The 21,023-nt window shown below is 66.0% G+C and carries 19 protein-coding genes; 10 read left to right on the top strand and 9 right to left on the bottom strand.

Annotation, left to right across the window (positions count from 1 at the left end; all coding sequences use genetic code 11):
- Positions 1 to 104 precede the first annotated feature (104 nt).
- Entirely contained in the window at positions 105 to 1,364 is a 1,260-nt protein-coding gene (locus AC16HO_RS04605) for a hypothetical protein (RefSeq protein ID WP_484335306.1), read from the bottom strand.
- A 184-nt stretch (positions 1,365 to 1,548) separates the two neighbouring features.
- Here AC16HO_RS04605 and thiD point away from each other — a divergent pair, with 184 nt between their 5' ends.
- The 3 genes from thiD (at position 1,549) to AC16HO_RS04590 (ending at position 5,184) form a co-directional block, all read left to right on the top strand.
- Entirely contained in the window at positions 1,549 to 2,349 is an 801-nt protein-coding gene (gene thiD, locus AC16HO_RS04600) for a bifunctional hydroxymethylpyrimidine kinase/phosphomethylpyrimidine kinase (RefSeq protein WP_395641811.1), read from the top strand.
- Between the two features lie 106 nt (positions 2,350 to 2,455).
- Entirely contained in the window at positions 2,456 to 2,731 is a 276-nt protein-coding gene (locus AC16HO_RS04595) for a hypothetical protein (RefSeq protein ID WP_484335305.1), read from the top strand.
- Positions 2,731 to 5,184, top strand: coding sequence for a pre-peptidase C-terminal domain-containing protein (locus AC16HO_RS04590; protein WP_395641809.1), 2,454 nt, complete (start codon positions 2,731 to 2,733; stop codon positions 5,182 to 5,184). The genes AC16HO_RS04595 and AC16HO_RS04590 overlap by 1 nt, the downstream gene beginning before the upstream one ends.
- Before the next feature lie 48 nt (positions 5,185 to 5,232).
- Here AC16HO_RS04590 and AC16HO_RS04585 read toward each other — a convergent pair whose 3' ends face one another.
- From AC16HO_RS04585 to grxC, 3 genes are all read right to left on the bottom strand, one after another.
- Positions 5,233 to 6,240: an isocitrate dehydrogenase gene (locus AC16HO_RS04585; protein WP_395641808.1), complete on the bottom strand. Its 1,008-nt coding sequence runs from the start codon at positions 6,238 to 6,240 to the stop codon at positions 5,233 to 5,235.
- 97 nt (positions 6,241 to 6,337) lie between these two features.
- A complete protein-coding gene (locus AC16HO_RS04580) occupies positions 6,338 to 6,646 on the bottom strand; it encodes a carboxymuconolactone decarboxylase family protein (RefSeq protein ID WP_395642157.1) in 309 nt (102 codons plus the stop codon).
- Between the two features lie 122 nt (positions 6,647 to 6,768).
- Complete coding sequence (gene grxC / locus AC16HO_RS04575; RefSeq protein ID WP_395642156.1) at positions 6,769 to 7,035, bottom strand: glutaredoxin 3; 267 nt, start codon at positions 7,033 to 7,035, stop codon at positions 6,769 to 6,771.
- Positions 7,036 to 7,222: 187 nt separating this feature from the next.
- Between grxC and AC16HO_RS04570 the strand changes: the two genes are divergently transcribed.
- The 4 genes from AC16HO_RS04570 to ppk1 all read left to right on the top strand — a co-directional run bounded on the left by AC16HO_RS04570 (position 7,223) and on the right by ppk1 (position 13,635).
- Entirely contained in the window at positions 7,223 to 9,193 is a 1,971-nt protein-coding gene (locus AC16HO_RS04570) for a M48 family metalloprotease (protein ID WP_395641807.1), read from the top strand.
- Between the two features lie 58 nt (positions 9,194 to 9,251).
- Positions 9,252 to 9,947: a phosphate regulon transcriptional regulator PhoB gene (gene phoB / locus AC16HO_RS04565; protein ID WP_395641806.1), complete on the top strand. Its 696-nt coding sequence runs from the start codon at positions 9,252 to 9,254 to the stop codon at positions 9,945 to 9,947.
- A 143-nt stretch (positions 9,948 to 10,090) separates the two neighbouring features.
- Positions 10,091 to 11,425 (top strand): phosphate regulon sensor histidine kinase PhoR, encoded by a 1,335-nt coding sequence (phoR, locus tag AC16HO_RS04560; RefSeq protein ID WP_395641805.1) that lies wholly within the window; start codon positions 10,091 to 10,093, stop codon positions 11,423 to 11,425.
- A gap of 32 nt (positions 11,426 to 11,457) precedes the next feature.
- Positions 11,458 to 13,635, top strand: coding sequence for a polyphosphate kinase 1 (gene ppk1, locus AC16HO_RS04555; RefSeq protein WP_395641804.1), 2,178 nt, complete (start codon positions 11,458 to 11,460; stop codon positions 13,633 to 13,635).
- A gap of 29 nt (positions 13,636 to 13,664) precedes the next feature.
- On the opposite strand, the gene AC16HO_RS04550 is transcribed toward ppk1, so the two are convergent.
- From AC16HO_RS04550 to xrtH, 5 genes are all read right to left on the bottom strand, one after another.
- Complete coding sequence (locus AC16HO_RS04550; protein ID WP_395641803.1) at positions 13,665 to 14,342, bottom strand: hypothetical protein; 678 nt, start codon at positions 14,340 to 14,342, stop codon at positions 13,665 to 13,667.
- Positions 14,343 to 14,365: 23 nt separating this feature from the next.
- Positions 14,366 to 15,163: a cobalamin-binding protein gene (locus tag AC16HO_RS04545; protein ID WP_395641802.1), complete on the bottom strand. Its 798-nt coding sequence runs from the start codon at positions 15,161 to 15,163 to the stop codon at positions 14,366 to 14,368.
- A gap of 7 nt (positions 15,164 to 15,170) precedes the next feature.
- A complete protein-coding gene (pdxH, locus tag AC16HO_RS04540; protein WP_395641801.1) occupies positions 15,171 to 15,785 on the bottom strand; it encodes a pyridoxamine 5'-phosphate oxidase in 615 nt (204 codons plus the stop codon).
- A gap of 68 nt (positions 15,786 to 15,853) precedes the next feature.
- On the bottom strand, positions 15,854 to 16,057 hold the full coding sequence (locus AC16HO_RS04535; RefSeq protein ID WP_395641800.1) for a dodecin family protein: 204 nt from the start codon (positions 16,055 to 16,057) through the stop codon (positions 15,854 to 15,856).
- 78 nt (positions 16,058 to 16,135) lie between these two features.
- On the bottom strand, positions 16,136 to 16,645 hold the full coding sequence (gene xrtH / locus AC16HO_RS04530) for an exosortase H (RefSeq protein ID WP_395641799.1): 510 nt from the start codon (positions 16,643 to 16,645) through the stop codon (positions 16,136 to 16,138).
- Between the two features lie 136 nt (positions 16,646 to 16,781).
- Between xrtH and AC16HO_RS04525 the strand changes: the two genes are divergently transcribed.
- Genes AC16HO_RS04525 through AC16HO_RS04515 form a run of 3 tightly spaced genes read left to right on the top strand, consistent with a single transcriptional unit; the run spans position 16,782 to position 21,023 of the window.
- Positions 16,782 to 17,345, top strand: coding sequence for a shikimate kinase (locus AC16HO_RS04525; RefSeq protein ID WP_395641798.1), 564 nt, complete (start codon positions 16,782 to 16,784; stop codon positions 17,343 to 17,345).
- On the top strand, positions 17,342 to 18,487 hold the full coding sequence (aroB, locus tag AC16HO_RS04520) for a 3-dehydroquinate synthase (RefSeq protein ID WP_395641797.1): 1,146 nt from the start codon (positions 17,342 to 17,344) through the stop codon (positions 18,485 to 18,487). Before AC16HO_RS04525 ends, aroB begins: the two co-directional genes overlap by 4 nt.
- A 7-nt stretch (positions 18,488 to 18,494) precedes the next feature.
- Positions 18,495 to 21,023, top strand: a complete 2,529-nt coding sequence (locus AC16HO_RS04515; protein ID WP_395641796.1) for a penicillin acylase family protein — start codon at positions 18,495 to 18,497, stop codon at positions 21,021 to 21,023.

Genomic DNA, 21,023 nt, shown 5'->3' with positions numbered 1-21,023 from the left:
GCAGCAGCGCACCTGCCCGGGCTCCGCGAGCCTAGCACAATTGCCGGGTAAAACAAACGGATAGCCGGATTTGGCGGGGGAACACGTCCGCGCCCGCGGCGGCTTCAGAACGACGTGGTCAGCAACGCCTCGTAGCGCATCCGGTTTGCGCCAAAGTTGCCGTCTGCCGTGTAACTCGGAATGCCGAGCAGTTGAAGCGGCGCGTAGACGGCGCGGAAACGGAACATCGACCGATCGCCGAGCGCGCGCGCGTAGTCGAATTCCCAGTCGTGCGACGCCAGGTTCGGCTGCAGCAAGTGCTGGAGCACGGGCAGATTGGGCAGCGGTTGTTCGCGCGTGCTGAAACGTACGGTCAACTCTCCCAGCACCGCGTTGCGCCAAGCCGCCGCGACCGAGTAGATGTCGAGGTTCTCCCAAGCGAGCGCACGACTGGAAAGATAAACGTAACGCTGAAACTGCGCCGGCAGCGAGTAGCCGGCAAACGGCGCGACCTGTGCATACATCACGTGCTCGAGATCGGCACTCAGGCGCAGATTGCGCGCCGGAGTCCAATCCACGCCGATATTTCCGCTCGCGGGAATATCGAAGCTGCCAGCCTGGCCAAAAATTCCGCGGTAGGTGTAGAAATTGTCCATTGCCACGCGCGACTGATAGCCGGCACGCCAGTCCAGATCCTTCGCCAGCCTGCCGCCGATATCGAGGCGCGTGCCGAAGCCGACGGAATTTTCCTTGTGGCGCAGCGCAACCTGGCTCTCCTCCCACGCCCAACCGTCGACGCCGAACGCCGACTGCGACCCCTGCAGCGGCGCGAACAGGCTGAACTTCTGGTAGGCGAGAATCAGCGAGAATCGCCAGTAGCCCAGGTTGTCCACGGGTTGGGTAAACGATGGCGCGACGATCGTGCGGCGCAGGCCGGGCGAAAGATCCGGCAACAGATTGCCGGCGTCGGTCGCGGCCGCATAAATCGGCGAGTCCGAAACCCGTGACGATTGCATCGCCACATGAAACGGCTGCGTGTCCCCGACCGACGCATCCGGGAAACGCGAAACCGGCGTGCGTGCCCAACTCGAGCGCGTGCGGGTGAAGATCGTGGGCGCCTCCACGGCTGCTTCACCGGGCTCCCGCGCCCAGGTGAAGTTCGACTTCAGCGTACTCAGCGCGTAGTCGCTCCAGCTTTCGACGAGATCGCCCGACATGGCCATCTCTTCAAGCGCCGAGGCACGCACCACATTGGCAACACCCTTGAACTTGCCGGCGGGCTGCGCAGCGAACGACAATGAGGCAGGCAACACCAACACCGCGCCGACAAGCGCAGAAAACAGACGTTGCTTGATAGCCATCGACTGCATGTGGTCCAGACGCACGCCCAGATCTCTCCCCGAATCAGGCTCGAATGTTGGCAAAAAAACCACACTTCGTCAAGACTCACTTAACATCTTTCATCCCGCCAGTTTCTGCCGCCAGCGCATCATCCATAGGTTTCGCATGCTGAGTCGACTACGGCGCACATCCCAACATGTTGCATCAATACAACACGCCGATTTTCACATGAGCCGAACCGAGCTACCCCCCTGCGTCCTGAGTATCGCCGGATCAGACTCCGGCTCGGCGGCCGGGATCCAGGCGGACCTCAAAACCTTCGCCGCCTGCGGCGTGCACGGGCTCACCGCAATCACGGCCGTCACCGCGCAAAACACCCGGGAAATCACCTCGGTCCGCATGTTGCCGCCGGCCATCCTGCTCGCCCAGCTCGATGCGGTTCGCACGGATTTTCGTATCGCCGCGGTCAAGATCGGCATGCTCGGCAACGCGGCAAACACGCGCCTCGTGGCACGCTGGCTGCGACAGCATCGACTGCCGAACATCGTCGTCGATCCGGTGCTCGTCGCCAGCAGCGGCAACCGCCTGCTTGCACGCAGCGCGATCGCCGTGCTGCGCCGCGAACTTGTCCCGCTCGCGCGGGTATTGACACCGAACGTGCCCGAAGCCGAGGCCCTGCTCGAGCGCCCGATCCGCACCCATGCAGAGATGCGCACCGCCGCCGAGGACCTGTGCGGGCTTGGCGCGCAAGGCGTGCTGATCAAGGGTGGCCATCTCGACGGCAAACAGGTTCGCGACTATTTCAGCACGGACAGGAGCAATTTGGATTTCACCCATGACCGGCGAGATTATGCGGTGCGTGGAACCGGCTGCACTCTCGCCTCCGCCGTGGCTGCCGGCCTGGCGCTTGGGCTGTCGCCGCGCGCCGCGGTTGAACGCGCCGAGCGCTATCTGCAGGGCGCGTTCCTTGCCGCGCAACGGCGCGGTCGCGGATCTGCACGGATTCTGCAACATGACGTGCCACACTGACTTTCGCAATCGACTGCGGCGCAGTTAACGATCGGGTAATGCAGACTGCGCCAGACTCCGCCCCCGTGTCGAAATCGACATCGAACCCAAGGAGCCCGCGATGAGGATGACCCTGCTGTTCACTGCCGTAGTGGCCACCTGCGCGAGCAGTGCATACGCCGCCGACACGCCCCCGTTGCAAGCCCAGCCGCTCGCCATGGCGCCTGGCGCCGGGACTGCGGCAAAGCCCGCGTTCGCGGGCAACGCCGTCAGCAGTCCGAAACTCACTGCCGCGATCGCGACGCGCAATGACGACGGCACGCTCGAAGTGGGCTGCGTCGAAAAACCGAATCCGCGTGCGGGCAAGGCACCGACCCGTACACCGCTGCCGGAGGCGCAATGATGAGCCCACGCATCCGCCTGTCCGCTTTTGTCGCGACCTTCGGCGCGCTCGTTTCGTCCGCTGCCTTCGCCGCAACCGCACTGACGCCGGGAACTCCACTCACCGTGAATTTTGGCGCCAACACCCTGATCACGAACGCGTACATCGACGTCGACGCCTCGGCAAAGCAGCTCACCGTCAACATGACGGGGAGCGGCGGCGACGTCGACCTGTTCCTGCGCTACGGTTCACCATTCCCCGACACGGCCAACTGCTCGACCGCGGCGACCGCGCCGCCGTGCCTGAGCTACGACATGATCCAGCGCTACGCGCAATACCACTCGATGAGTTCATCATCGAACGAATCGATCGTGGTCACCAACGCGAGCACGATTCCGTTGACCGCCGGACGCTGGTACATCACCGCGATCAACGGTTCGAAGTCGAGCGCGACCGCAACGCTGACCGCGACCCCATCGACCACGGTGGCGACCGCAAACATCGCACTCGATTTCGGCAATCCGAGCACCAACTCCACCGACCCGACGCAGAGCTGCGATGTTGCTCCTTGGTCGGACGCGACCGCGGCATCTGCGGTCGGCGGCAATCCGGGCACGACGCTCGGCGACCAGCGCAAGAACGCGCTGCAATATGCCGTGCAGCAGCTCGCGCAACAGCTCAATTCACCCGTCCCGATCACGGTGCATGCCTGCTGGGCGCACCTCGGCGGTACCGCCACGCGCGCGACCCTCGCGCATGCCTCCTCGACCAGCCTCGCGTTCACCGATACCAGCTTCCCCATGCCCTGGCTGGCAAAAAGGTATACCTGGTACTCGAACACGCAGATCGCGCGCATGGGCGGTACGACCCCGTGCGGCGCGCTCGGCGGCAGTTGCGTCGGCGTTGACGGTGATGTCGTCGAAATCACGTTCAACTCCGACATCGGCACGGCCGGCGTGCTCGGCGGCAGCCCGTTCTATTTCGGCTATACCCCGGACAACAGCACGAACTCGTCCGATTTCATCGCCATCGCGATGCACGAGATCACCCATGGCCTCGGCTTCCTCGGTCTCGCCAACACCGACCCGAGCGCAGGGCCGATTGGTGCGCGCGCCGGCATTACCAAGAGCGCGACGACGGTCACCTACCAGAACTATGACCTCGGCCCCTGGGACGACGTGTTCGGCGACAGCATCGTCGACGTCGGCGCCGACATGCAGAGTTATACGCCGTTCTTCGGCTACGAACTCAACAGCCAGCCGAACAATGCGGCCCGCGCCGCGGCGATGACGTCGGGCAACACCGTGACCACGACCAGCACCGGCACGCGTTTTGCGCCGACCTTGCTGCGCTGGTCCGACCCGCTCGCGGTGAACTCGTCCGCGAACCAGGCAACCGGCCCCGCGCCGAACAATTTCCCCAGCCTGTACGCACCCTGCGACGTGACCAAGACCACGGCCTGCAGTACCTCGGTCGGCTCTACCCTGTCGCATACGGTGCAGCAGGGCGATCTGATGAACGCGTTCTACAACGCCGGCCAGTCGCGCATGATGGGCCTCGCCCAGCCGATGCTCGCAGCGATGGGCTGGTCGAACGCGCCGGCGCCCGCGGCGACGTTCGCCAAGCCGTTCACCGGCATCTGGTACGACCGCGCACACAGCGGTCACGGTCTCGACTTCCGTTTCGTCGGTCATGACGATCTCGGCGACAACTACTTCCTGATCTTCTACACCTACGATGCGAGCGGCGCGGTGGAGATATTCCAGTCGCAGGGTCATGTCGTCGACGGCGTCTACGTGCCGGCAATCATCGGCCCCGACGGCAGCACGCTGGTGCGCATGCACTACGACCCGGTGGCGAAGAAAGCGACGCCGGTCGCGGTCACCGGCGGCAGCATCGTCGTCGACTTCAACCAGGCCGCGAATTCGCCGGCCTGCCGCGCCATCGATCGCAGCGCCGAAGTCAACGCGGGTCTCCTGCTCGGCGTGCTCAGCTGGAAGTTCGTCGACCAGAGCAGCCCACCCAACACGCTCGAACAGGGCGATTGGTGCATCCAGCCGCTGACCACGCTCGCGCAGAACGCCTCGCCCGATCTGGGCGGCCTCTACTACGGCGGCTCCAGCGACTCGGGCTGGGGCTTTTCGGTGCTCGACGTGAATCGCGGCAGCCAGGGCAACCAAGTCGCGCTCGACTTCTACTTCGGCGACGCCAGCGGCAAGCCGGTGTGGGCCGTGGCCAACGCACTGCCGTTCGTCAACGGCCAGCCTATCCCGCTGATGCAGAACGCCGCAGGCTACTGCCGCAGTTGTACGCCGGTGAAGCAGAATCCGGTGCAGATCGGCACGATCACGCTGAATCTCGACGCTTCGAATCCGGCGAACGACACGGCGACGATCAACGCCAACCTGCCCGGCGGTGCATTCGTGCGCAACAACGTGCGGATCTACAACATCGGCGTCGCGCAACAACCCTGAATCGCCTGCGCCCATGCAGAAAGCCCGGCTTCAAGCCGGGCTTTTTCGTCATTTCATGCGTTCGATCAACGCCTCGGCGAAACTGTCCGTGGTGCCGTTGCCGCCGAGGTCGGGCGTGACCCTATCCCTGGCCACAATCGTCGCGCGCATCGCGCCGCGCACCCGGTTCGCCTCCACCTCGTGGCCGAGATGGCCGAGCATCTGACAGGCGCCGAGCAACAGCGCGCAGGGATTTGCGATGCCCTTGCCGGCGATGTCTGGCGCGGAGCCGTGCACGGCCTCGAAGATCGCCGCATCGCTGCCGATGTTCGCACCCGGCGCGAGGCCGAGGCCGCCGACGAGGCCGGCGCACAGGTCGGAGAGGATGTCGCCGAACAGGTTCGTGGTCACGATCACGTCGAACTGCCACGGATTCATCACCAGCTGCATGCAGGTGTTGTCGACGATCATCTCGTTGTGCTCGATCTCGGGGTATTGCGCCGAGACTTCACGCGCTACCTTGAGAAACAAACCCGAGGTCGACTTCAGGATGTTCGCCTTGTGCACGATCGTGACCTTCTTGCGCCCGGCGCTGCGCGCCAGGTCGAACGCGTAGCGCACGATGCGCTCGGAGCCCTTGCGCGTGATCTTCTGCGTCAGCGTCGCGGTCTCGCCGTCCGCCGACACCTGCTGGCCCTCGCCGATGTAGGCGCCCTCGGTGTTTTCACGTACGGTGAGGATGTCGATGTTCTCGTAGCGCGACTTGGTGCCGGGGAACGAGATCGCCGGACGCACGTTCGCGTACAGGTCGAACTTCTTGCGCAAGGCGACGTTGATCGAGGTGAAGCCTTCGCCGACCGGGGTCGTCAACGGGCTCTTCAGTGCAACCTTGTGCCTGGCAATGGCGTCCAGTGTGGCCTGCGGCAGCAGCTCGCCGAACTTGTTCTGTGCGGCGACGCCGGCCTCGACGAAATCGTATTTGATGTCGAGACCGAGCGCGTCGATCACGCGCAAGGTCGCCTGCATGATCTCCGGGCCGATGCCGTCGCCGGGGATCACCGCAATCGTGGTAGTCATCTGGTGCTCGCGTTCTGCAAGGATGGAGCCGCCTATTATCGCCGTTGCTGCGAAGCCGTGGTAGCGGGCATCAGAAGAAAGATGAACCGTATGCCGGCTATGCCGGCATGGTTTCAAGTCGATCGAGAAAATCCACCGCGCGGCGCAGGTGCGGGATCACGATCGATCCACCGACGACGAGGCCGACGCTGAACGCCTCGAAGAACTCGTCGCGATCCACGCCGGCCTCGCGGCACTGCGCGAGATGGTAGCTGATGCAGTCGTCGCAGCGCAGGACCAGCGAAGCAACGAGGCCGAGCAGTTCCTTAGTTTTCTGATTCAGCGCACCGCCTCTGTACGTCTGCGTGTCGAGCGCAAAGAAACGCCGCACGACCTGGTTGTCGTGCTCGAGGATGCGCTCGTTCATGCGCTTGCGGAACTCGCTGAACTCCCTGATCCGGTCCGGCACCTTCGCCGCTGGCTTCGCCGGCGCGCGCTTCGCGGCTTTCTTCGACGCAACCCCGCCCGCTGCCGACGGCTTGCGTGCACTCATGCCGCCGCACCGGTCAGTTGCGCGAGCTTGCCGCTGCGCTCGGCGGCGGCGAGATCGTCGAAACCGCCGACATGCTCGCCGTTGATGAAAATCTGCGGCACGGTGCGCCGATTGGCCGAACGGCTGAGCATTTCCTGCAGGCGGGCCGGATCCTGATCGATGCGGAATTCCTCGTAGTCGAGGCCTTTGGCCTTGAGCAGGTTCTTCGCGGCGACGCAGTAGGCGCAGTTCGCGCCAGTGAAAATTTCGACTCTGGTGCCCATCATGGATTTCCTTCGCGCGCTGCGCGCTTCCCTGCCAGTGTGGGGGTTGCGCGGACGGATTTCCAGAGCCGCGCTCGCTTGAACGCCGTCTGAGCGCAACGTCACCGCGCAGGGTGCAAACAGTGGATGCGGAACCTTTGCAGGAGTAAGGTGATCCCAGGATTTCCCGCTACCTCGCGTCACCTCCATGTTTGCCAAGCATTTCCTGCCTGCCCTCTTCGTCGCCGCACTCGCGGTGCTCACCAGCCATGGCTACGCCGCGGACACGCGCCTGCCCAACCTCGGCAGTTCGGCGGGCAAGATCGCCTCGCCCGAAGAGCAGCGCCAATACGGGTTTTACGTGCTGCACGAGTTGCGCAACCAGAGCGCGGTGCTCGACGATGCGCTGCTCGCGGACTATCTGAATACACTCGGCTACAAGCTCGTTTCCTACAGCCCGCAGCCGGACCAGCCGTTCACGTTCTTCATCGTGCGCGACAACGAGATCAACGCATTCGCCCTGCCCGGCGGTTTCGTCGGCGTCAATGCCGGCCTGATCACGACCAGCGACACCGAGGGCGAGCTCGCCGCGGTGCTCGCACATGAAATCTCGCATGTCACCCAGAACCATCTGATCCGCGCGGTCGAAGCCGAGCAGAAGATGACGCCGCTGATGCTGGCCGGCATGCTCCTCGCCGTCGTCGCGGCGTCGAAGTCGAGTCCGTACAGCACGAGCAATTCGGACATCGGCGCGCTGGCGACAGTGCAAGGTCTCGCCGAACAGATGCGCATCAACTTCACTCGCGCCGACGAGGCCGAAGCGGACCGCGTCGGCATCACCACGCTGGCCAAGGCCGGCTTCGATCCGGACGCAATGGCCGGGTTCTTCGAGCGCATGCAGCGCGCACTGCGCCCGGGCTTCGATGAGAACGACATACCGGCGCTGCTCATGGACCATCCAGTCACGACCACGCGCATCAGCGAGGCGAAGGCGCGCGCCGAACAGATCAAGAAGGAGTACCGCCCGGTGGTCACGGTCGGCGACGTGCAGGCGGCGCCGAAGGAACTGGCCGGAGTGGCCAATGTTCAGGCGGCCGCCGAAGGCAATGCAGGAAACGGCGGCGCGACGAAGGACGGCACAGGCAGGCCCGCCGTGATCGCGACCGGCTCGCTGCTCGCCTCGATCGGCCCCGCGGCGCGGCCAAATCCGGGCACGCTGCGTCCGGTTCAGCCGACCGCCGAACAGCGCACGCGCGCGCAGGCCTACTACGAACTCATGCGCGAGCGCGTGCGCGTGCTGGCCAGCCCGCGCCCGGGCGAGCTGGTCACCTACTATGCCGACAATCTGCGCAACCACAGGGAATTCGACACACCGGCCAACCGTTACGGCCACGCGCTCGCGCTGATCCAGGGCGGCAAGGCGAAACAGGCGATCGAGCCGCTGCAGAAACTCGCCGCGGCGGAGCCGGAGAACCTCGTTTTCCAGATCGCGCTCGGTGACGCCGAACTGCACTCCGGCGCGCGCGACGCGGCCCTGCAACGCTACGCGCATGCGCAGAAGTCGTTTCCGAACAATCGCGCACTCGCGCTCGCCTACGCCGACGCCTTGCTCCAATACGGCGACAAGGCCGCCGGCAAGCGGGCGCAGGAATTGCTGCGCCCGCAACTGGCAAAGGACGACGAGGACCCGGCGCTGCAGACCACCTTCGCGCGCGCCTGCGAACTCGCCGGTGACCCCGTGCGTGCCGGCGAAGCACATGCGACCGCCGCCTATCTCAACGGCCGCGCCGAAGACGCGCTCAACCAGTTGAAGGATATCTCCAGGCGCAGCGATCTCGACTACTACCAGCGCACGCGCGTCGAAGCGCTGATCGCGGCGATGACCCCGCTCGTGCTCGACTATCGCCGGCACAAGATCCGTCCCGAGGACCAGGGCAAGCTCACCGCGGACAGCGATTGCCTCAAGCCGAAAACCGGATTGAGTTTCAGCGTGCACAGCGACTCGACCGCCGCGCAGAAAGATGCCTTCGCGCGTGCGGACGGAACGACGAGCGCGTTCGACCGGCGTTTCGACGCATCGCTCGCCGATTCGCGCGCCTCGAAACTGTCCGCCGAACCGGCGCAGGATTCGGGTTCCGGGGGCAATTGCGGCGCGGCGTCATTCAATCGTAACAATTGACGTTTGAAATACCGCAATCTGTCATAAAGCGCGCGCCCCGCGCCAATGGATTGACCGCGTGCAAAAAAACATCCTGATCGTCGAAGACGAACCCGCGATCCGCGACATGGTCGCCTTCGCCCTGCGCAAGGCCGGCATGGAACCGAGCCACGCCGCCGACGCGCGCGCCGCACAGACCATGATCGTCGAGCGCGTGCCCGATCTGATCCTGCTCGACTGGATGCTGCCCGGCATGAGCGGCCTCGATCTCGCCCGCCGCCTGCGCAAGGAAGAACTCACGCGCGACGTGCCGATCATCATGCTGACGGCGCGCGGCGAGGAGACCGACCGCGTCGGCGGCCTCGAAGCCGGCGTCGATGACTACGTGGTCAAGCCGTTCTCCCCGCGCGAACTGATCGCTCGCATCAACGCGGTCATGCGCCGCACCCATGGCATCGATTCCGACGGCGTGATCGAGGCCGGCGCACTGAAGATCGACAGCGCCGCGCACCGCGTCTACGCGGGCGAGGACAGCGTGCCGATCGGTCCGACCGAATACCGCCTGCTGCACTTTTTCATGACCCACCCGGAGCGCGTCTACTCGCGCAGCCAGTTGCTCGACTACGTCTGGGGCGGCAGCGTCTACGTCGAGGAGCGCACCGTCGACGTGCATATCCGGCGTCTGCGCAAGACTCTCGAACCGCACCGTTGCGACGGCCTCGTGCAGACCGTGCGTGGCGCGGGCTATCGATTCTCGACCACGCCCGTCGCATAGCCCCATGCACGGCCGGCTGCACAATGCTGCTCTTCCATCGAGACGTGCGGCCGAGGATGGCCACTTCCGGACTTTCGCGATCAGGGACGATCGCACAAGTAAATGTATAATTGTGCGCATCGCACGTCTGCTTCACCAAGCCAATGCAGCTGCAATTCCTGCAAAGCCACGCGTGGCAAGTCTCGCTGGGACGTTTCTTCGTCCTGCTGGCGGTCGCGCTTGTGCTCGGCTGGTGGCTGGGCATGGTCGGATACACGCTGATCGCCGTCCTGCTCGGCTACTCGCTGTGGTCGCTGCTCAGCCTCTACCGGCTTCAGTCCTGGCTGCGTTCGCGTCAGCGCACGCCACCACCGGAGGATCGCGGTGTGTGGTCCGACATTTCCACCTACCTGTACATGAAGCTGCGCGCTGAACGTTCGCGCAAGCGGCGCCTCGTCAACCTCCTGCGCGCATTCCGCGAGGGTGCAGCGGCGCTGCCCGATGGCGTCGTCGTGCTTGACCGCGGGCGCAGCGTGGTCTGGTTCAACGAAGCGGCCGCGCGTCTGCTCGGCATGGCTTCCCCGCGCGACCGCGGCGCGCATGTCAACGACTTCCTGCCGGTGCCGGCCCAGGCCTGGCTCGAGGATGATCCGACGCGCGAACCGCTGCGCGACGCCGCCTCGAACGCCGACGACGCGGTGCGCCTGTCGTTACGCCTGATCCCGTATTCCTACGACCACAGCCTGCTCGTCGTGCGCGACATGACTCCGCTCGCGCGACTGGAACAGGTGCGTCGCGACTTCGTCGCCAACGTGTCACACGAACTGCGTACACCGTTGACCGTGCTGCACGGATACCTCGAGATGCTCGAACCCGAAGTCATGCCGCAACTCGCCCCGGTGCTCGCCGACCTGCGTGGGCAGTCGCGACGCATGACCCAGATCGTCGAGGATCTGCTCACGCTGTCGCGCCTCGAAGCGCAGCAGCAGATCAACGACAGCGAGCGCGTGTCGATGCGCGCGTTGCTGTCGACGCTGAAGCGCGAAGCCGAAGGCCTGTCGCAGGGCCGCCACCACATAAACATCGTGCCCGGCTGCGAATCCGACTTGTGCGGCTCGACCGACTACCTGCACAGCGCATTCTCCAACCTCGTCTCCAACGCGGTGCGCTACACGCCGGAGGGTGGACGCATCGAGATCTCCTGGCGGACGACCGCGGGTGACGGCGCACGCTTCGCCGTCGCCGACACCGGCTACGGCATCCCGGCCGAGCACCTGCCGCGCATCACCGAGCGCTTCTACCGCGTCTCGACCAGCCGCTCGCGCGAATCGGGCGGCACCGGACTTGGCCTGTCCATCGTCAAGCATGTGCTGCAGCTGCATCAGGCACGCCTCGAAATCGAAAGCGAGCTCGGTGTCGGCAGCACCTTCTCCTGCGTATTCGCGCGCGAGCGCCTGCTGGCACCGGAGAAAGAAGGGTTGAAGACCGGCACTCAATAGACGATGCTCACACGGATCCACGACGAATTGCCATGAACGCCAAACGCTCCGACGTACTCGGGACGGCCGCCAGCCCGCAATCCTCGGCCCTCGGTCCTGCCGCCGCGGCACAGGGCATTTCAGCCGCGGCTCCTGACCCCGCTGCGGCGGCGCGCAACCTGCACGACCCCGCGCTTTATCTCAACCGCGAACTCGCCCAGCTCGAATTCAATTTCCGCGTGCTCGCCCAGGCGCAGGACGCGTCGGTGCCGCTGCTCGAGCGCATGCGTTTCCTGTGCATCTCCAACTCGAACCTCGACGAGTTCTTCGAAGTCCAGGTCGCGATCCTGCGCCATCACCTCGCATTCGGCGATGCCAAGGCCGGGCCCGACGGCACCTCGCCGGCCGAGTTGCTCGCGCGCATCCGCTCGCGCGTGCTCGACCTGGTCCACGCGCAGTACACGTTCTGGAACGACACGCTGCTGCCCGAACTCGACCGCGAGGGCATCCGCTTCATCGCGCGCGACAAGTGGACGTCCAAACAGACGCGCTGGCTGCAGGGCTACTTCCAGAATGAAGTGTTGCCGGTGCTCTCGCCGCTCGGCCTGGATCCGGCGCACCCGTTTCCGCGCATCCTCAACAAATCGCTGAACTTCGCCGTCTCGCTCGAGGGCAAGGATGCATTCGGGCGTGAGGGCCACATGGCGCTGCTGCGCGCGCCGCGCTCGCTGCCGCGCATCGTGCGCCTGCCCGAAGACGTGTCGGACAAACCCTACGATTTCGTGTTCCTGTCGAGCATCCTGCACCAGTTCGTCGACGAGTTGTTTCCGGGCATGAAGGTCACCGGCGCATACCAGTTCCGCGTCACCCGCAACAGCGAACTGTTCGTCGACGAGGACGACGTCGAGAACCTGGCGCTCGCCTTGCGCGACGAGCTGCGCGGCCGCGGCTTCGCCAAGGCGGCGCGCCTGGAAATCGCCGACACCTGTCCGAAACCCGTCGCCGATTATCTGATGCACAACTTCGAGCTCGGCGAGTCGGACGTGTACCGCCTGCCCGGCCCGGTCAACGTGCATCGCATCACCGCGATCTACGACCAGGTCGAGCGGCCCGACCTCAAGTTCCCGAAATTCACCCCGCGCCTGATCGCACCGATCACCCTTGAACGCAGCCTGTTCGATGCGATCGCCGAGCGCGACATCCTGCTGCATCATCCGTACGAATCGTTCGGCGCGGTAATCGAACTGGTCAAGGAAGCCGCAGCCGACCCGAACGTGCTCGCGATCAAGCAGACGCTGTACCGCACCGGCAACGATTCGCCGCTGGTCAACTCGTTGATCGATGCGGCGCGCGCGGGCAAGGACGTCACCGTCGTCGTCGAACTGCGCGCGCGTTTCGACGAGGAGGCGAACATTTCACTCGCCAACCGCCTGCAGGAAGCCGGCGTGCAGGTCGTCTATGGCGTGGTCGGTTACAAGACTCACGCGAAAATCCTGTTGATCGTGCGCCGTGAGAAGGCCGGCCTGCGCCGCTACGTGCACCTGTCGACCGGCAACTACCACACGGTCACCTCGCGCATCTACACCGACTTCGGCCTGATGACTGCGGACAACGACATCGGCGAGGACGCGCACAAGCTGTTCCAGCAGCTATCCGGTCTCGGCCCGGTGATCAAGCTCAAGCGTCTGTTGCAATCGCCGTTTACGCTGCACAAGAGCGTGATGGAAAAGATCGAGCGCGAAATCGAACACGCGAAAGCCGGCAGGCCCGCGCGCATCATCGCCAAGATGAACGCGCTCAACGAACCGAGCGTGATCGAACTGCTGTACAAGGCGTCGATGGCCGGCGTGCGCATCGACTTGATCGTACGCGGCGCGTGCACGCTGAGACCGGGCCTGCCGGGCATTTCGGAGAACATCCGCGTGCGCTCGATCGTCGGCCGCTTCCTCGAGCACAGCCGCGTCTACTGGTACGCCAACGGCGGCGAACCGGAGATCTACTGTTCCAGCGCGGACTGGATGGAGCGCAACCTGCTGCGCCGCATCGAGACCGGCTTCCCGATCCTCGACCCCGACCTGGCCGGGCGCGTGTTCGACGAAGCACTCGCCAACTACCTCGCCGACAACACCCAGGCGTGGGTGCTCAAGGCCGACGGCAACTACGAGCGCACGACGCCAGGCGGAGACAAGCCGCATTCGGCGCAGCAGGCCCTGCTCGCGAAGATTTGCTGAACCCGTTCCTCGCGCCCAAATGCAGGTCTCTAGTGCGTGCCTACGTAGGCGCGCAACCGCTCGACCTGCTGGCTCAGCACGGCGTCGACGTCGTCGCGCACCTTGTCGAGCCCGCCCGGGTAGTAGCCATCGACAAGATAGCTCATGCCGACTTCACTGCCGGTACCGGCGCGCTTGATCGTCCAGGTCATCACCGCGGTCACCGGTGCGGCCTGCAACGGACCGAGCCCGCCGGACAGCCGCAGCATGCGCCCGGGCATCGCCGACAGCACGGTCATGTGCTGCACGCTGCCGCCGTCGGCGAGCTGTTCGCACCAACAGCCGCCCGCGCGCGCATCCAGCGACAGGTTCGATGCGTTGCCGGAGTAGGTGTGGCTCGAGTCCCACCAGCGCGCGACACCGATGATCGCAGTGTAAACGCGATCCGGCGCCGCGCTGGACTGGAACGCGTACTTGAGCTCGATGTGTCCGGGTGCGGACGCCTCGACTCGAGTCGGCGCGCCGCGGGCGCCCACCGCGTCGGCCGGCGGCGCAGCGGGCGTGGCGGCTTCGGTTTTCGCCACTGCAGCAGGCGCAGGTTTCTCTGCCGGGGCCGCCGCGGCCGCTTCGTCCTTGCCGCCCCCGCGGCCGAACAACGGAATATGCGAGCAGGCGGCACAGATCAGCGCGAGCGCCAGGCCCGCCACGGGTTTCGCAATCGTTTTCATCTTCATCCCCTCGTTGGTGCCGGTCATCGCGCCTTCTGCGCCCACGCCGCGACGATACGATGCAGGGCCTCCAGGCCATCGAACAGCGCGGCCGGGCCGGGCTGCAGGATGATCGGCGATTTTACTTCGTGTAGTTCGCCGTCGCGCACCGCGGCGATCGCATCCCAACCCGCGCGCGCCGCAACTTTGTCGGCGCGGAAGCGCTTGCCGCACCACGAGCCGATGATGATTTCCGGGGCGCGGCGGACTATCTCGGCCGGATCGGCAATGATGCGGTCGCGCGCCAGCGGCTTTTCCGCAAGCTCGGGAAAGGCGTCGTCGCCACCGGCAATGCGCACGAGCTCGGCGACCCAGCGTATGCCCGAGATCATCGGCTCGTCCCATTCCTCGAAATAGACGCGCGGGCGCCGCGGCAGCATCTTCGCGAGGCGTTCGACCTGCGCGATTCTTTCTTCCGCGGCGAGCACGAGCGCCGTGGCCTTGTCCACGGCACCGACCAGCGCACCGAGGCGACGGATGTAGTCGAGAATGCCGGCGAGCGAGCGATGATTGCTGATCCAGACCTCGACGCCGGCACGGATCAACTCGCGCGCGATATCGGCCTGGATGTCGGAGAAACCAATGACGAGGTCGGGATTGAGCTTGAGGATCTCGCCGATCTTCGCGCTGGTGAATGCGCTGACCCTGGGCTTTTCCCTGCGCGCGCGCGGCGGCCGCACGGTGAAGCCGGAGATGCCGACGATGCGGTGTTCCTCGCCGATCGCGTAGAGGACCTCGGTCGGCTCCTCGGTCAGGCAGACGATGCGCTGCGGCCCCGGCATCGCGAGGTCACGGATACAGCAGGCACTTCTGCCATCCGCGCTCGCCGCGCGCGTAGCGCACGCGATCGTGCAGGCGCGCGCGCTGGCCGAACCAGAATTCGAGCATGTCGGGCACGAGACGGTAGCCGCCCCAGAACGGCGGCCGCGGCACCTCGGCGCCGGCGTAGCGCTGCTCGGTTTCGGCGATGCGTGCATCCAGTTCGGCACGATCGGGCAGCGTCTGCGATTGCTTCGACGCCCACGCGCCGATGCGGCTCTCGCGCGGGCGCGAGGCGAAATAGGCATCGGCTTCCCCGGCTCCGGCCTTCTCGACCTCGCCCTCGACGCGCACCTGGACGACATGGCGCAGCGTCTTCCACAGGAAGCACAACGCGGTTTGTGGATGCGCGGCGAGTTCGCCCGCCTTGGCGCTCTCGTAGTTGGTGTAGAACACGAAGCCGCGTTCGTCGACCGCCTTGAGCAGGACGATGCGCGCGCTGACGCGGCCCGCAGCGTCGGCCGTGGCCAGGGTCATCGCGGTCGGTTCGGGTTCGCCGGCGGCGCCGGCTTCGGCGAGCAAATCGCGAAACTGCGCGATCGCCTCGAGCCGGATCGGATCGGAATGATTGTGCGTCGTGCCCATCGTGAAATGCTAGCACGCCGCGCATCCGGCCCGCCGCGGGTGCGACGGGCTGCCGCGATCCGCAACTTCTAGTCGAGCACGAAGTTGACGCGCATGTTGACGCGCCATTCGGTCACCTTGCCGGCATCGTCGGTCATCACCTTGATGTCGTTGACCCAGGCGCCCTTGATGTTGTTGATCGTCTTCGCCGCGCGCTTCAAGCCGTCCTTCACCGCATCCTCGATGCCCTTGGACGAGGACGATGAAATTTCGATCACCTTCGCTACCGTCATGAGACCAGCCTCCATCAACGATGCGCGCGGCAACGCGCCGTGCGTCGGGCCAGTCTAGTGCCGGCGGCGAGGAAAGGCTTATGCGGTCGCAGCAAGCGGCGGCGCCTGATTTGCGCGAGGCAGCCAGCGCAGCCAGACCAGCCAGAACACGAGCGCATCGAGGATGATCAGCGCCTGCCACAGATAGAGATGGAACCAGTCGAACCAGACCCGGTTCCACAGCAGCAGGTAATACAGGCTGATGATGCGCACGAGGTTGAGCGCCTGGATCGCGACGAAGCCGATGCCGATGCCGGCGAGCTTGTGCTTCCACGGTGCCGGAAACGCGAGCACGGCCGAGACCAGGATCAGCACCGCCTCGACGCCGTTGCAGCCGGCGACGATCTCGATGCCCGGGCCATCGATGCCGCGGCGGATGCTGTTGAGCTGGGCGACGACGTTGCCGTCGAACAATTGCATGATCCACACCGCCACGTGCGCGAGGGCACCCGTGAACGGGACGATGACGTGCCGCTGCACCGGCTGCAGCAACTCGATCGCGAACAGCGCGACGAGCATGCCGAGAAAGATGGCGATGAAACGGAACATGGGGCGGTGAGCGATAAACGACGAGCGGAGATATTATCCCGAAAAACGCCGGGTCTTTGTAGAATTGGGCCCGGCCAGCGGAAACCCGCGATTGGCCGCTCCCCGTTTCCTTTTTCCCGCCCACGACTCCCAGCCCATGAACCCCGCCCCCAGCCTCTTCCTGATCGGCCCGATGGGCGCCGGCAAGACCACGGTCGGACGGCGCGTGGCCGCGCAGCTCGGTCTCGACTTCCACGACCTCGACCACGAGATCGAAGAGCACAGCGGCGCGACGATCCCACTGATCTTCGAACTCGAGGGCGAAGCCGGTTTCCGCAAGCGCGAGACCGAACTGCTGGCCGAATTCAGTGCACGGCCGGGCATCGTGCTGTCGACCGGTGGCGGCGCGGTCCTTGCCGCGGACAACCGTCGGCATCTGCGCGAGCGCGGCTACGTCGTCTACCTCGAAACCACGATCGAACAGCAATTGAAACGTCTCGCCCACGACCGCAAACGCCCGCTGCTCGCCGGGCCCGACCGGCGCGAGCGCCTGGCCCGACTCGCCGCCGAACGCGAGCCGCTGTACCGCGAAACCGCCGACCTCGTCATGCCGACCGGCTTCAACGGCAGCAGTGGCGCCACGGCGCGGCGCCTCGTCGAGGAACTGAACGCGCAGTGGCGACGCGGCTCCGCGCAGGCCGCGCCGGAGCAGGCGGCATGACCGCTGCGCCGGTTGCGCCCATCGAGCTTGGCGTCGAACTCGGCGCGCGCAGCTACCCGATCGCGATCGGCGCCGGCCTGCTCGGCGATGCACCGCGGATCGCCGCCGCGATCTGCGGCCGCCATGCGCTGATCGTCAGCAACGACGTCGTCGCTCCGCTCTATCTCGAACGTCTGGAAAATGCGCTGCTCCACCGCGGCGATGACGTCCTGCAGGGAGAACACCGCGCTTCGCTCCCGGGGATGACTGTCACCCGGCTGCTGCTTCCGGACGGCGAGGCATTCAAGACGCTCGCCAGCGCGGCGCAGGTATTCGACGCGCTGGCCGCGATGAAAGCCAATCGCGATGCGACCATCATCGCCCTCGGCGGCGGCGTCATCGGCGATCTGGCTGGCTTCGCCGCGGCGTGCTGGATGCGCGGCATCGCCTTCGTCCAGGTTCCGACGACCTTGCTGGCGATGGTCGACTCCTCGGTCGGCGGCAAGACCGCGGTCGACCTGGCGCAGGGCAAGAACCTGGTCGGCGCATTCCACCAGCCACGCGCGGTGATCGCCGATACCGACACCCTCGCGACCCTGCCTGCGCGCGAATTGCGCGCCGGTTTCGCCGAGGTGATCAAGTACGGCGCGCTCGGCGACGCGGAGTTCTTCGCCGGGCTCGAACGCAACGCCGACGCGCTGCTCGCGCGCGAAGGCGAGGCGCTGACCGCGACGATCGCACACTGCTGTCGGCAGAAGGCCGGCATCGTCGCCCGCGACGAGACCGAGCAGGGCGAGCGCGCCTTGCTCAACCTGGGCCACACCTTCGGCCACGCGATCGAAACGGCGATGGGCTACGGCGGCCTGCTGCACGGCGAAGCCGTCGCGGTCGGCATGGTGCTCGCCGCGCGGCTGTCGGCGAATCTCGGCCGCGCGGCGGCTGCGGACACGCACCGTCTCGTCGCACTGCTCGAGCGTTTCGGATTGCCGACGACGGTTCCCGCGGGCCTCGACCCGGACCGGCTCATCGGCCTGATGCAACTCGACAAGAAGAATCTTTCCGGCAGCCTGCGCTTGATCCTCTGGCGCGGCGTCGGCAAGGCGGACGTCGTGCCGGACGTGGATCTCGCGGCCGTTCGCGCCGTGCTCGCCCAGGCAACCTAGGAACACCATGCATCGCATCCTGCGCGTCATCGCGCGAGTTTCTGCGGCTCTCGTCGTCCTCCTCGTCGCTGCCGCGGTGGCGGCCTTCCTGCTTGTTCGCGCCAGCCTGCCTCCGCTGGACGGAACGGCGCAGACACAAGGGTTGAAACAACCCGTATCGATCGAGCGCGATGCGCAGGGCACGGCAACAATTCACGGCCAAAGCCGCACCGACGTGTCCCGGGCGCTAGGCTATGTGCACGCACAGGAGCGATTCTTCGCGATGGACCTGATGCGCCGCGCGGCCGCGGGCGAGCTGTCCGAACTTGTCGGCACGGCCACGCTGAAGCTCGACCGGCAGCGGCGTGCGTTCCGCATGCGCGCACGCGCCGAGGCCCTGCTCGCATCGTTGCCGCCCGAGCAGCATGCCGATATCGCCGCCTACCGCGACGGCGTCAACGACGGCCTCGCCGCGCTTGCATCACGGCCGTGGGAATACTGGCTGCTCGGCGCAACGCCGCGGCCGTGGAACGAAGCCGACTCCATCCTCGTGCTCGACGCGATGTTCTTCGACCTGAACGACTCGACCAACGCGCGCGAATTGGCATACGCGAAGATGCGGGCCGCGCTGCCGCAGAGCGTGTTCACGTTCCTGCGTACGGCCAGCGGCCCGTGGGACGCGCCGCTGGCCGGCGCGCAGATGCCACTGCCGGCGCTGCCGCCGGAAGGCGACATCGACCTGCGCAAGGCCGATGCGAAGCGGCTCAAGCTCGCCGACCACATCCCCTCTCCCGCGACGGCTCCATCGTCGGGAGAGAGGGTACGGAGTGAGGAGGTGCTTTTGATCTTGGCCTCATCGCGAGAGAAAAGGGAAAAGCCCCGCCCTCCCTACCCTCTCCCCGAAGCTTCGCTTGAGGGAGAGGGGGAATGGCAGGTGCTCGGCAGCAACAACTTCGCGGTCGGCGGAACGCTGACCCGGAACGGCGCGGCGATGGTCGCCAACGACATGCATCTCAACCTGCGCGTGCCGAACATCTGGTTCCGCGCGCGCCTGCAATATCCCGACCCGCACCGCGCGGGCGCAGACATCGATCTGACCGGCGTCACCCTGCCCGGCCTGCCCGCGCTCGTCGCCGGCAGCAACCGCCACATCGCCTGGGGCTTCACCAACAGCTACGGCGACTGGCTCGACTGGGTGCGCGTCAACCTCGATCCGGCCGACAAGGATCGCTACCGCACCGCAGACGGCTCTCAGCCGATCACCAAAAGTATAGAAATAATCAAAGTACACAACGCACCCGACGAGAAACTCGAAGTGCGCGACACGCAGTGGGGCCCGATCCTCGCCGACGACGCCGACGGCACGCCGCTCGCACTTGCCTGGACTGCGCTGCAACCCGGCGGCATCAACATGGAGCTGCTCAATCTGGATTGCGCAGCGTCGGTGGACGAGGCCATGGCCGTCGCCAATCGCGCCGGCATGCCGGCGCAGAACTTCACCGTCGGCGACGCTGCCGGCAACGTCGGCTGGACGATCGCCGGACGCATTCCGCATCGCACCGGCACCTGCGATCCGCAACTGCCCTGCGATTGGAGCCAGCCCGGCAGCGGCTGGGACGGCTGGCTCGATCCGGCCGACTATCCGCGGGTGACCAATCCGCCCGCGGCGCGCGTCTGGACGGCGAATTCGCGCACGCTCGATTTCGATTCACCCGACTATGCCCGGGTCGGCGACGGCGGCTTCGATCTCGGCGCGCGCCAGCGCCAGATCCGCGACGACCTGCAGGCAAAGCAGCAATTCGCGCCGGCCGATTTCCTCGCCATCCAGCTCGACGACCGCGCCGTGTTCCTGCAACCATGGCACCAGCGCCTGCGCGACGTGCTGGCGAGGGCCGGCTCGCCCGATCTCGCCGACATGAACAAGCTTGCCGACGATTGGAACGGCCGCGCGGATCCGAATTCCGTCGGCTACCGCCTCGCGCGCGCGTTCCGCCTGGAGGTGATCGACACCGTGCTGGGCGGCTTCGCGGCCGTGGTGCGCGCGAAATACCCCGACTTCCAGTTTCCCGCGCATTTCCAGGGCGAACACCAGGTCGACGCGATCCTCGCGCAGAAACCGCCGTACCTGCTGCCGCCAGGCTACGCCGACTGGGACGACCTTTTGCGCCAGTGCGCGCAGCGGGTCGCCACGAAGCTCGGCGCGCAGCCGGGCGGGCTTGCCGCGCGCCGCTGGGGCGAGGTGACGAAAACGCATATCGACCATCCCTTGAGTGCGGCGCTGCCGCTGCTCGGCAGGCTGATCGACATGCCTTCGGAAGAATTGCCGGGCGATGCCAACATGCCGCGCGTGCAGGGTGCGACGTTCGGCGCGAGCGAACGCTTCGGCGTGCAGCCGGGGCACGAGGAAAGCGGCTATTTCCACATGCCCGGCGGACAGAGCGGCAACCCGCTGTCGCCGTTCTACGGCGCGGGCCACGAGGATTGGGCGCAGGGCAAGCCGACACCGTTTCTGCCCGGCGCGACAAAGTACAAATTGATACTTTCACCGAAAGGATGA

The organism is Rudaea sp. (genome assembly GCF_057139185.1).
Note: the sequence above shows the minus strand (reverse complement) of the source record. Positions and strands in the feature narration are given on the sequence as shown.